We start from the raw sequence: 11710 nt of genomic DNA, 5'->3' as shown, positions 1-11710 counted from the left end.
GGCAATGCAACATGGCACAGGGAACCGTCAAGTGGTTCAACGCTGAGAAGGGCTTCGGCTTCATCGCTCCCACTGAGGGGCCGGACGTCTTCGTCCACTACTCGGAGATCCAGGGCAACGGCTACAAGTCGCTCGAGGAGAACCAGCAGGTCGAGTTCGACATCGTGCAGGGCCCCAAGGGCCCGCAGGCCTCGCAGGTCCGCGCGATCTGACCTGACCCCAGGTCTTCCAAGGCCCGTCGCACCTCGTGTGCGGCGGGCCTTGTCGTGCGTCCAGGGGCATGGTCCACGGGACGATCCGGCGACGAATCGGTCAGAAACCGAGATTTTCGCCGCCCCGGGGTGGTTCCGATCACGTCCTTCCTGACGTAGCGTCCGCTCCGAGGTCCGGTCGAGCGGGAAGACCTCCCGCGCCGGTCCTCGTCGTGAACCGCACTCGAGGAGACACGTGAAGACACCCCGCAAGGGCGCGTCGGCAGCAGTGGTGGCGGCAGCCGTCACCGCCGCGCTGATGCAGCCGACGACCGCCCAGGCCGTGACCGATCCGGGCACCGCCACCAACACGACCGCCAAGCGGCCGGACAACCGGCCCGGGCCCCTCGCCAACGAGGTGGCCGCCAAGCGCGCCAGGGCCCTGGAGCTGCTCACCTCCGGCAAGGCCAAGCTGACCCAGCGCGCGGGCGGCGGGGCCGTCGTACGCGTCGGCGCCGCGAGCCCGCAGGACCCGTCGGCGTTCGTGGAGTTCCCGCGCGAGAAGACCGACAAGATCTGGACCGTCCTGGCGGAGTACGGCGACCAGGTCGACAAGACCTACGGCGGCACCCCCGGGCCCGAGCACAACCAGATCAAGGAGCCGGTCCGCGCCGAGGACAACTCGACGGTGTGGGAGAAGGACTTCTCCAAGGCGTACTACGACAACATCTTCAGCGGCGACTCCAACGAGTCGATGGCCGGCTACTACAAGGAGCAGTCCGGCGGCCGCTACTCGGTGGACGTGACCACCGAGGACTGGGTCACGCTGCCCCACAACGGCGCCTACTACGGGGCCAACCCGCGTGAGGACGAGGGCGGCGCCTGGGACTACGTCAACGACGCGGTCGACACCTGGTACGCCCAGCAGAAGGCGGCCGGCAAGTCCGACGCGCAGATCGCCGACTACCTCTCGCAGTTCGACGTCTGGGACCGCTACGACTTCGACGGCGACGGCAACTACAACGAGCCCGACGGCTACATCGACCACTTCCAGTCGGTGCACGCCGGCGAGGGCGAGGAGGGCAACGGCGGCGCCGACGCGATCTGGTCGCACCGCTCCTACGTCCACGGCGACGAGTACGGCCAGACCGGCCCGGGTCTCGCGGGCGACAACGGCGAGTACTCCCTGCTCGGTGGCGTGCAGATCGGCGAGACCGGCCTCTACGTCGGCGACTACACCGTGGAGCCGGAGAACGGCGGCCTCGGCGTCTTCGCCCACGAGTTCGGCCACGACCTCGGCCTGCCCGACTTCTACGACACCGCCGGCGGTGAGAACGGCACGTCGTTCTGGACCGTCATGTCGTCCGGCTCGTGGATGTCGTACGGCGACCCGACCGGCATCGGCACGCACGCCAACGGCTTCGGCCCCGACGAGAAGTTCTTCCTCGGCTGGCTGGACTACTCCGTGGCCCAGCCCGACGGCAAGGCGGCCACGTTCAAGCTCGGCCCGTCGGCGAACACCTACGACGGCGCCGACCAGGCCGTGATGGTGCCGCTGGAGGACAAGGAGATGTCGGCGGAGTACACCAAGCCCTACGCCGGCGCGAAGTCCTGGTGGACCGGCACGGGCGACGACCTCGCCAACCGCCTCACCACGACCGAGAAGCTCCCCGCGGCCAAGACGATCACCGTCACCGCCAAGGCGTGGTACGACATCGAGAAGAACTACGACTACCTGATCGGCCAGTACTCCACCGACGGGATCCACTGGAAGAACGCGGGCTCCATCACCGGCAGCTCCAACGGCAAGTGGACCGGCATCAGGTACTCCTACTCGCCGGGCGCAGCGTCGAAGTTCCGCTTCCTCTACAAGACCGACACGGGCGTGGCCCTGGCCGGTGCGTTCCTCGACAACATCGTGTTCAAGGCCGGCAACAAGACCGTCCTGTCCGACGGCGCCGAGGACGGCAGCACCGGCTTCACGCCCAAGGGCTTCAAGGCCACCGACGGCACCGCCTCGCGGGTCGCGCCGCAGTACTACTGGCTGGAGAACCGGCAGTACGTCGGCGCCGACGCCACGCTGGAGAACGGCCCCTACCAGTTCAGCAAGGGCTACACGGCCCCCAACTGGGTGGAGCACTTCCCGTTCCAGGACGGTCTGCTGGTGTGGTTCCAGGACAAGCGTCAGGTCGACAACAACACGATCGACCACAACGGCTACGGCCAGTCGCTCCCGGTCGACGCCTCGCCCGCGAAGTTCTCCTACGAGGGCACGACGGCTGCACCCAGCAACCGCCGCCAGCCGTTCGACGCGACCTTCGGGCTGGACCAGGTCGACCCCGTCTGCCTGCACCGTGAGGTGCTCGTCGGCAAGGGCAAGAACCAGACCGTCCAGACCCAGCAGGCCTGTGGCCCGACCGGTCGTCAGCAGCGGTCGTTCAACGACTCCGACCCCAACCGCTACTGGAGCTCGAGCAACCCGCTCAACTCCACCAAGGTGGCCGGTGCCGGCGTCGTCGCGACCGTCCTGTCGGAGGACGACGGCTTCCTGACCGTGGAGGTCACGAACCCGAAGCAGTAATTGCTGCTGGCAAGGGCCCCGGGGACTCGGTCCCCGGGGCCCTTCGCCGTAACGGCTCCGGGCGCCGGCTCGTTGCCCACCCGTGAAGACGCTCGCCCTCGCCGCCGCCGCGCTCGTCGCGCTCGCCACCCCCACGGCGTACGCCGACCCGGTCGGCTCGCTGACCGGCCAGCTCACCAACGGGGTCGAGGCCCTGACCGGCGGGCCCGACCCGGCCGCCGTGGCGGCGTACGACGGCTCCTGGACGCACCGCGCCCTGCAGCTGCAGGAGGACCTGGGCGCGTCGCTCCCGCTGGCCGAGGTCCACGTGCTCAGCACGCACAACAGCTTCAACACGATGCACTCGCCGCTGCCAGGGGTGGCCGAGCTCGACCCCAACCAGGTCTACGAGCTCGGCGACCAGCTCCGGATGGACGTGCGGCACCTCGAGCTCGACACGCACGCGCTGCCGGGGCTGGTCGGGCAGGACGCGGGCGCGTGCCACGAGTTCTGCACCACCGAGCGTCCGCTCTCCGAGCGCCTGCAGGAGGTCCGCGACTGGCTGGACACCCCCGGCAACGAGGACGAGGTCGTGTTCCTCGAGGGCGACGTGGGCGGTGGCTATGCCGACCCGTCCGGCTCCGCGGTGTGGGACGCGGCCGCCGCGGACTTCCAGGAGGTCCTCGGCGACGAGCTCTACCGCCCGGCCGCGAGCGGCTCCTGCCAGACCCTGGACCCGACGCTCTCCACCGACGACATCCGCGCCTCGGGGGCGCGCGTGGTCCTGGTCGCCGGGTGCGGCCAGGGGACGGCCTGGACCGGGGTGTCGTGGAGCAGCCCGCTCCCGCGGCAGCAGGCGGTCTTCAAGGCGACGTCCGGCTCCCCGACCTGCGACCCGCTCGGGCCGTCGGTGTGGGGCGACGGGGTGTGGAAGCGGCAGTGGGAGGACCGCACGGTCGTGGGCTCGACGCAGGGCGCCGGGGTGATGACGCCGGAGGCCGCGCGCGAGCTCGACCGCTGCGGGCTCAACTTCCTCTCGGTGGACCAGCTGCGTCCGGCCGACGGCCGGCTCGACGCCTTCGTCTGGTCGTGGGCCGAGGGGCAGCCGAGCACCCGCGACTGCGCCGCGACGGACGCGACCGGCCGCTTCGTCTCCCGGGGCTGCGGCACTCCCCTGCGGGTCGCCTGCCGGGCGGCGGACCGGTCGTGGAGCCTCACCCGCCAGACCGTCACGTGGGACAAGGCGCAGCAGCGCTGCGCGGCCGAGAAGCGGGGGACGTCGGCGGTCCCCTCCAGCGCGCAGGACGCCGAGGCGCTGCGGGAGGCCGCCGGTGGCACGCCGGCGTGGCTGGACTACCGGGCGACCGGTGGCACCTGGGTGCCCGAGGCCGCGGGGGTCAGCTGACCTCGTCGCCCTCGAGCAGCTCGTCGGCGGGCCTCAGGCGGACGCCGAGCAGCACGTCGCGCTGGGAGCGCAGCGACGTGACCTCGAAGAGGAACCGCTGGTCGACGTACCTCAGGGCCTCGCGCTCCGGTCCGTGGCAGATCGCGACGGTGCCGCGGTGGCGGCAGGTCGGGTAGATGCCCGCGAAGTGCGCGTCGAGCTTCTCGATGTCGGAGAACCAGGCGAAGTGGAGCTCGGCGCCGTCGACGAGGCAGAGGTAGCCGCCCGCGGTGTGGTCGTCGGGCGAGGGACGGCAGTGGCCGGCGCGGTGGGCCTCGGCGAAGGTCGGCGAGACGACCTCGAGGCCCTCGTGGCCCCGCGGGACCGGGCACCGTGCGGTGGACCGGATCGTGGAGCCGTCCCAGCAGGTGCGCAGCGGCGGCGGGGCGGGCGTGGCCGACGGGGTCCGGCTCGGAGTGGCGACGAGGTCCGGGCCGCCCGAGGCGGAGGTCTTGCCGCGCACGTCCTCGGCCTCGGTCGCGCCGGGAGAGCTGAGCAGGACGGCGGCCAGGCCGCCGGCGAGGGCGAGCACGAGGCCCACCAGGAGGGTCGTACGGCGGCGCCGGGCGACCAGTGGCGCGCCGCAGCGGGGGCAGACCGAGCCTCCGGTCCCCCTCGTCCCACAGCGCTCACACCGGTGCATGGGCCTCCCACCCTCTCCCGCGGCCAGTGTGCCCAGAAGACACGCGAGCCAACCCTGGGGGTGACCCTCCCACCCCCGGGTCGATTATCGGTGCAGCAGCAGCGAGCCGTGGAGGATTCGTCGACTCGGGTTGATCGGCACCCGGAGCAGCGTGGCGCGGGCCGAGGTCGGGGCCGAGACCTGCAGGCCGAGGCGCGGGTCGGCGTACCTCAGCGCCTGGCGGCCGGGGCCGCGGCAGACCAGGACGTAGCTGACCCGCCGGCAGGACGGGTAGGTCCGCGCGACGTGGGTGGCGAGGCGGCGGGGGGAGGCGAACCAGGCGAACCGCAGCTGGGCCCCACCGACCGAGCAGAGGAAGCTCGTCACCCCGGGCGTGCTGCTCGCAGGCCGGCAGCGACCGGCGCGGCGGGCGGAGGCGAAGGTCGAGGAGGAGACCGCGATCGCCTGGGCGCCGGTGGGGAGGGGGCAGCGGGCGGTGCCGGTGACCGTCGCGCCGTTCCAGCAGCGCCGGGGTCGGGCGCGGGGGGTCGGGCTGGGCGCCGGGGCCCGGGTGGTGGGCGTGGCGGTGGTGGTGCGGGCGGGCGCGCTCGTCGGGGCGGGGTCGCCGTCCCAGGGCTGGAGCACGAGGGCCACGCCCGCGACGAGCAGGACCGGCACGAGGGCCAGGGCCAGGCGGCGGCGACGCCGTGGCGGCCTCGGCAGGGAGCTCATCGAGCGGGAACGCACCGGACGGTCGGGCGCGGGGTCCGCGGGCAGCTCGAGGCCGCACATCGGGCAGGTGGGGAAGCCGGTCGAGGACGTCCCGCACTCAGCGCACCTGGTCGCCACCCCCACCCCCGTGGTCCTGTCCGCGGTCACGATCGCCGCAGCCTAACCCGGCGGGGCGTGGGCCCTCAGAGCGAGATCGCGGCCTCGGCGCCGGTGTTCTGCTCGACGTCGGCGACGGTCGCCTCGAACAGGTCCTGCGCCAGCCCCATGAGGGCGCGGCTCACCGCGAGCTCGTCACCGATCTCGGGGACGTCGCGGTCGGTGGGGTGGCGGCGCGCGCGGCCCTCGTGGCGCAGCTCGGTGCCGGCGTCGGTGTGGAGCACCGCCTCCGCGACCGTGTGGGGACCGCTCTCGCTGAGGTTGAGGCTGACCTTCCACTGGTGGGCATGCATGACGTCCTCCGTCCGTTCCGCTTCGCTGGTCCCCCGCCTCCACCCTGCGCGCGGGCGCCGGGGCAGGACAGGGCGGGTCGGCGGGAGAAGTGGTGACCTTCGGCGGCGTACGACGTCCGGTCGGCTCGTGAAGGGCGGTCGTCGGGCCAGCACTGTGGAGGCGTGAGCTCGCCGATGCTGACCTTCCTCGGCGCGACCGGGACGGTGACCGGGAGCCGCTTCCTGGTGGAGCACGGCGGCGAGCGGGTGCTGGTCGACGCGGGGCTCTACCAGGGGGTGAAGAGCCTGCGGGAGCGCAACTGGGAGGCGTTCCCGATCGACCCGGCGACGCTGCGGTCGGTCGTGCTGACCCACGCGCACCTCGACCACTGCGGGTTCCTGCCGCGGCTGGTGCGCGACGGGTTCGACGGCCCGATCCTCTGCACGCCCGAGACCGCGGAGCTCGCCGTGATCGTGCTGGAGGACAGCGCGCACCTGCAGGAGGAGGACGCGCGCTACGCCAACCAGGCCGGGTTCTCCAAGCACTCCCCCGCGCTGCCGTTGTACGACGCCGACGACGTGCAGCGGACCCGCCGGCTGTTCGTGCCGGTCGCCTTCCACGCGGAGACCGAGGCGGCCGACGGCGTCACGGTCACCCTGCGGTCGGCCGGGCACATCCTCGGGTCGGCCACCGCGACGCTGGAGGTCGGCGGGTCGGCGGTGCTGTTCAGCGGCGACCTCGGGCGGCCCCGGCACCCGCTGGTCCCGGTGCGCGAGGACCCGCCGGCGGCGGACCTCGTCGTCGTCGAGTCGACGTACGGCGACCGCCGGCACCCGCCGCGGTCGTCCACGCTGGCCGACGCGATCCGCCGCACGATCAAGCGGGGTGGGACGGTGCTCATCCCCGCCTTCGCGGTCGACCGGACCGAGCTGGTGCTGCTCGAGCTCGGCGAGCTGATGCGCACCGGCGCGGTGCCGCGGACGCCGGTGTTCGTGGACAGCCCGATGGCGCTGGCGGCGCTGCGGGTCTACGAGCGGGCGCTGCAGGACCAGGGGCTGCCGCGGACGTTCGGGCTGCCCGACCTCCGGACCGCCGCCTCGCCGCTGGAGTCCGAGGAGCTCAACGCGCCGTCGTACCCCTGCATCGTGGTGTCGGCCTCCGGCATGGCCTCGGGCGGTCGCGTCGTCCACCACCTCGCCCACCAGCTGCCGGACCCGCGCAACTGCGTGGTGCTGACCGGCTACCAGGCGGTCGGCACGCGCGGCCGCGACCTGGCCGAGGGGGCGCGGCACGTCAAGATCCACGGCCGCTACGTGCCCGTGCGGGCCGAGGTCGTCGTGGACGACGAGTTCTCCGCGCACGCGGACGCCGACGAGCTGATGTCCTGGTTGCGACGGATGCCCTCGCCACCCCGCACGGCCTTCGTCGTGCACGGCGAGCGCACGGCCTCGGTGGCCTTCGCGCGGCGGATCGAGGACGAGCTGGGCTGGCCGGCCGTCGTACCCCAGATGGGTGAGCGCGTGAGACTTGACTGAGCGCTGCGTCACCTCGCAACGCCTCGATGAGGGGAAGAGGGCAGGTCGGGCATAGGCTCGGAGGGTGCCCCTCTTCGATGCCGTCACGGCTGACCATGTCCACCTGGCGATGCAGGAGTACGACGCACGCGGCGCGACCTCGTTCCTGAACCGCTACGGGTTCGGCCCGTCACGCGACTACGTCGTGGTCCACGAGGGCCGGACCTACGACTCCAAGGCGGTGCTGGGCGTGGCGCTCAAGCACGCCGAGGGCCGTCCCGCGACCTCGTCCGACCTCTCGGGCAGCAAGGACGCGGCGGCCAAGATCCTGGTCGATCTCGGCTTCGAGGTCATGACTGTCGAGGACCTGCGCCGCGGGGAGTCCGCGACCGGCTCGTGGCAGGAGTCCACGGACGTCGGCACGGAGGACTCGCACGCCGCCTGGGCGCTGGCGGCCCGCGAGGAGCTGCTCGAGACGGCGAAGACCTACCACGCGGTCATCTCGACCAAGGACCTCGCGACCGCCGTCCAGCGACGCAGCGGCATCCGGACCTCCAAGCCCGCCCACCACTGGATGGGCTCCGTCCTCGCCCGTGTCGCACGCGACTGCGCGGAGCGCGACGAGCCGCTGCTGTCGGCGCTGTGCATCAACACCGACGGCAGCGTCGGCACGGACTACGCCGAGACGGTCCTCACCGTCACCGGCCAACGTCCCGCCGACCCCGACGTCCACGCGGCCGACGAGCGGCTGAAGTGCTACCAGCAGTGCGACGCGGCAGGCCTGCCCAGCAACGGCGGCCACCGCGCGCTCACCGACAAGCTCACCGCCTCCCGCGCCCGGGCGCGCAAGAAGTACCACGCCGAGAAGGCCGCCACCCTCTGCCCGACGTGCCAGATGGCGCTCCCCGCGACGGGGATCTGCGACAGCTGCGACTGAGGTCGGCCCGATGGCTGACTGGGTCTGCGACTTCTGCGGCCAGACCGGCACGACGCCGGACGGCGAGACGACCGACCAGGTGCTCTGTCACGACTGCGGGGAGCCGGTGACGCCGGCTTGAGCGTGGAGTCCCTGGGGACGCCTGCTCCTCAGGCCTGCAGCGTCCGCCACAGCGACTCCCCGCCGACCTCCCGGATGTAGTCGGGATCGCCGCACACGACCAGCTGGTCGCGGGCGCGCGACAGCCCGACGTACAGGCGCTCGCGGGCCCGCTCGAGGTGGGTGTCGTTGACCGCCAGGACGACCACGCGCCGCTCGAGCCCCTTGAACCCGAGGACGTGGCCGTAGAAGACCTGGTCCTCGTCCCAGAACGACTCCCAGTAGTGGTCCTGTCCGCGCTCCTGTCTCGCCTTCTGCTCGGGGTGACGGCTGCCGGTGGTGAGCAGCGCGACGTCCTCCGGGCGCCAGTCGTCGAGCAGGTCGTCGACGGCCTCGTCGGCGAGGTCGAGGGCCTCGTCCGCCGAGCACGGCAGGAAGCGCACGTCCGGCCCGTCGCCACCACGCAGGCGCATGCGGAAGGGCGCCAGGTCGGTGAAGGTCTGGCCGATCTGCTTGGTGTTGCGGAGGTTGGCGTCGAGCATGAGCGGGAGCAGGGAGACCTGCGGTCCGCCGAACCGGGCGAACACCCGCTGGCTCTCGTCGGAGAAGACGTAGATCCCCGACTCCTCGGTCCTGAGAGCGCTGAGGAGGGCCGGCCACCAGGTGTCGGAGAAGTCCTGCGCCTCGTCAACCACGACGGCGTCGAAGCGGTGGTTCTCCGGCAGGTCCTCCGCGAGGCGGGTCATCTCGGCCGGGAGCCGGACCTCCCAGCCCTCGCGGTCGTCGGTGGACTCGGGCAGCCGGGCGCCCCAGTGCTCCCCGAGCCCGTGGAAGAGCCCGACGTACGCCGGGCGGTGGCGGTGGCTCCTGAAGGTCGCCACGCGACGGTGGAAGTACGACGCCAGCCCGCGTGAGTAGCAGACCAGCGCCACTCGCTGCCCCTGCGCCGCCAGCCGTCGCGCCTGCTCGATCGCGAGCCACGTCTTGCCGCTGCCCGCTCCCCCGCGGACCTCCACACGGTTGAGGTGACGGATCGCGTCCAGGATCATCGCCTGCTGCTCGGTCAGGTGCTGGGCGTCGTCCTCGCGCTCGTAGGCCTCGGCGAGCAGGGTGGCTTGCGGCAGGAAGCGGCCACCGAGGACGTCGGCGAGGACGGCGAGGTCGGCGGCGCTGGTGGGTGGGTGACCGGTCTGCTGGTCGAGCAGGCACCGCAACCCGTCGACCAGGCCGTCGAGGTCTCCCCGTCCGAACACCGAGTCGCGCGGGCAGTCCGGCGTGGCGAAGTCCGCCGGCACGTCAGTGTGCGGCAGCGCGACGGCGTGGGCCATCCGCATCCGGCGCCGCTGCCAGCGGGGATCGGCGTTGACGTAGTCGCGCAGCGCGTACTTGCCGTTGCGGGCCTGCCCGACCGGGTCGACCGTGACGACCTCCCCGCCGCGGCGCATGCACCAGTCGCCGCCCTCGAGCCAGACGGACCCGCCCTTGACCTCGACGGTCGTGACGCCGGCCCCGGCGATCCCGACGAGCAGGTCGACCTCGCGGTCGTGACCCTGGTGGGTGAACCGCACTCCGGCGCCGAGCACGTCGTCGGGCCCCAGCTGGTCGCGCAGGGCCTGCCACACCACCCGCTCGGCCCCGTTGGCGAAGGCCGGAGTGTCGTCCAGCAGCTTCGGTCCGAAGGCCAGGTCGATCGTCACGCGTCCCCCGAGTGTCTGCGCTCGTCTGAGCTCCGAACATACGACTCCATCCGGCCGAGCGCTGCCCGGAACCCGAGATTGGGGCGAGACCTCGGAAGCGCCTGGAGCACCGCATGCGCGGCCTTCTCGAGCGACGCGCCCTGATGCACCGCGTAGGCGATCGCGACCGTCGGCGTACGGCTCTGGGCTGCGACACAGTGCAGCAGCACGACGTGACCCTCCGCCCTCAGCGCTGCGACGGTTTCGGCGGTGTCGCGAAGCACGAAGTCGAGGTTGGGGTTCGAGGCCGGGTCAGCCTCGTCGATCAGCCGGAACCCGATGTGCTCGATGTCCGGCGGGACCTGCTCGCTGCCGAGGAGGCAGAGGCTCACCACCGCGGTCACGTCTGGCGACAGGTCGTCCAGCGCGAGAGCGTCACCCAGCCACACGCCGTCGTCGTACGGGTGACGCACGAGGGTTGGGCTCCAGACGTACGGCGAGTAGTCGACCCGTGCGACACCCGGCCACCCGTGCTTCCCAGGACGACCGGTGGCGGCCAGGTGAGCCAGCTCGACCAGGCGATCACCGGTGATCCCGGGGTAGCCGTGGAGCACCCGGCGCCACCGCGCGGGCACGGCCGAGGCGCCCCAGCGGGCGCCGAGCAGCCCGCCTGCGATCGCCGCGACCGTGTCAGTGTCGTCGCCGATCCGGATGGCGGTGTCGAGCGCGTCGACCAGGTGCGCGCAGTCCTTGGCTCCCCCGGTGGTCGAGCTCTGTGCGATGGCGGACCAGGCCGCTTGCAGGGCTGTGACGACCCACCCGTTGGGCACGAAGGTGCTGGGCTCGCGCGTCTCAGCAGCGCGAAGGTGCTCCTCCCAGAACGCCACGGCGTCCTCGTCCAGGTGCTTGAACCCGACGCGGACGTCGAGCTCGCCGTGGAGGATCGCGTGCCGGATCGCCAGCGACCACAACACGCATGCCTCCTGGGCGCGCTGGTCGTAGTGCGTCAGCGCTCCGATCCTGCGTGCCGCCTCCGTCAACCCGACCGGGTCCTCGAGGTAGCGCAGGGCCACCGGGGCGGTCCGCATCAGCGAGCCGTTGCCGGCCGTGTGGCCGGTCCGAGCGTGGAGATCGTGGGCCGCCGCGGTCAGCGTCGCGCCCGTCGGCTCGGGGCCGACCTGGCCGAGGATCGTCCGGGTCTGGTTGCCGATGTCGGGCGGGTGCGTGTCGTACCAGCCGCGGAAGCGTCTGCCGACCTGGGTGAGCGCGTCCTCGCTGCGCAGGTCGGCACCGGTGGCGGCGACATCGAGGATGCACCACGCCATGGTGGTGTCGTCGGTCCACTCCCCCGCTTCGAAGTTGCCGAGTCCCCCGCCGATCATCTGCGGACCGTCAGGACCGACAGTGGCCGACCCGAACTCGTAGCCCGCCCCGAGTGCGTCTCCGACAGCCGAGCCGAGGACGGCGCCGCAGGCCCGGTCGATCTGGGCCGTGGTGAGCCGCACC

At 72.4% G+C, this 11710-nt stretch carries 10 protein-coding genes; 5 read left to right on the top strand and 5 right to left on the bottom strand.

Annotation, left to right across the window (positions count from 1 at the left end):
- The first annotated feature begins 11 nt into the window (after positions 1 to 11).
- From J2S63_RS14760 to J2S63_RS14750, 3 genes are all read left to right on the top strand, one after another.
- Positions 12 to 212: a cold-shock protein gene (locus J2S63_RS14760; protein ID WP_310303725.1), complete on the top strand. Its 201-nt coding sequence runs from the start codon at positions 12 to 14 to the stop codon at positions 210 to 212.
- Between the two features lie 235 nt (positions 213 to 447).
- The gene (locus tag J2S63_RS14755) at positions 448 to 2772 is read left to right on the top strand and encodes an immune inhibitor A domain-containing protein (RefSeq protein WP_310303722.1); all 2325 of its coding nucleotides are present in this window, start codon (positions 448 to 450) and stop codon (positions 2770 to 2772) included.
- Positions 2773 to 2854: 82 nt separating this feature from the next.
- Positions 2855 to 4156: a phosphoinositide-specific phospholipase C-related protein gene (locus tag J2S63_RS14750; RefSeq protein WP_310303720.1), complete on the top strand. Its 1302-nt coding sequence runs from the start codon at positions 2855 to 2857 to the stop codon at positions 4154 to 4156.
- Here J2S63_RS14750 and J2S63_RS14745 read toward each other — a convergent pair.
- The 3 genes from J2S63_RS14745 to J2S63_RS14735 all read right to left on the bottom strand — a co-directional run bounded on the left by J2S63_RS14745 (position 4149) and on the right by J2S63_RS14735 (position 5998).
- Positions 4149 to 4736, bottom strand: coding sequence for a hypothetical protein (locus tag J2S63_RS14745; RefSeq protein ID WP_310303718.1), 588 nt, complete (start codon positions 4734 to 4736; stop codon positions 4149 to 4151). The genes J2S63_RS14750 and J2S63_RS14745 overlap by 8 nt on opposite strands.
- A 186-nt stretch (positions 4737 to 4922) precedes the next feature.
- Entirely contained in the window at positions 4923 to 5696 is a 774-nt protein-coding gene (locus J2S63_RS14740; RefSeq protein ID WP_310303716.1) for a hypothetical protein, read from the bottom strand.
- Positions 5697 to 5731: 35 nt separating this feature from the next.
- Positions 5732 to 5998 (bottom strand): DUF1876 domain-containing protein, encoded by a 267-nt coding sequence (locus J2S63_RS14735; protein WP_310303713.1) that lies wholly within the window; start codon positions 5996 to 5998, stop codon positions 5732 to 5734.
- Positions 5999 to 6160: 162 nt separating this feature from the next.
- Here J2S63_RS14735 and J2S63_RS14730 point away from each other — a divergent pair, with 162 nt between their 5' ends.
- On the top strand, positions 6161 to 7513 hold the full coding sequence (locus J2S63_RS14730) for an MBL fold metallo-hydrolase RNA specificity domain-containing protein (RefSeq protein WP_310303711.1): 1353 nt from the start codon (positions 6161 to 6163) through the stop codon (positions 7511 to 7513).
- A 64-nt stretch (positions 7514 to 7577) separates the two neighbouring features.
- A complete protein-coding gene (locus tag J2S63_RS14725) occupies positions 7578 to 8429 on the top strand; it encodes a ScoMcrA-related endonuclease (protein WP_310303708.1) in 852 nt (283 codons plus the stop codon).
- Positions 8430 to 8578: 149 nt separating this feature from the next.
- Here J2S63_RS14725 and J2S63_RS14720 read toward each other — a convergent pair whose 3' ends face one another.
- Together J2S63_RS14720 and J2S63_RS14715 are read right to left on the bottom strand one after the other, a co-directional pair.
- Positions 8579 to 10225, bottom strand: a complete 1647-nt coding sequence (locus tag J2S63_RS14720; RefSeq protein WP_310303706.1) for an ATP-binding domain-containing protein — start codon at positions 10223 to 10225, stop codon at positions 8579 to 8581.
- Entirely contained in the window at positions 10222 to 11709 is a 1488-nt protein-coding gene (locus tag J2S63_RS14715) for an ADP-ribosylglycohydrolase family protein (RefSeq protein ID WP_310303704.1), read from the bottom strand. The genes J2S63_RS14720 and J2S63_RS14715 overlap by 4 nt, the downstream gene beginning before the upstream one ends.
- Position 11710 lies beyond the last annotated feature (1 nt).

This window comes from Nocardioides marmoribigeumensis (genome assembly GCF_031458325.1).
Classification (GTDB): domain Bacteria; phylum Actinomycetota; class Actinomycetes; order Propionibacteriales; family Nocardioidaceae; genus Marmoricola_A; species Marmoricola_A marmoribigeumensis.
Note: the sequence above shows the minus strand (reverse complement) of the source record. Positions and strands in the feature narration are given on the sequence as shown.

What these genes read in the sequence shown, in the direction of transcription:
- J2S63_RS14735 (WP_310303713.1), bottom strand. Translation starts at nt 5,998, where the DNA reads ATGCATGCCCACCAGTGGAAGGTCAGCCTCAACCTCAGCGAGAGCGGT.
- J2S63_RS14760 (WP_310303725.1), top strand. Translation starts at nt 12, where the DNA reads ATGGCACAGGGAACCGTCAAGTGGTTCAACGCTGAGAAGGGCTTCGGC.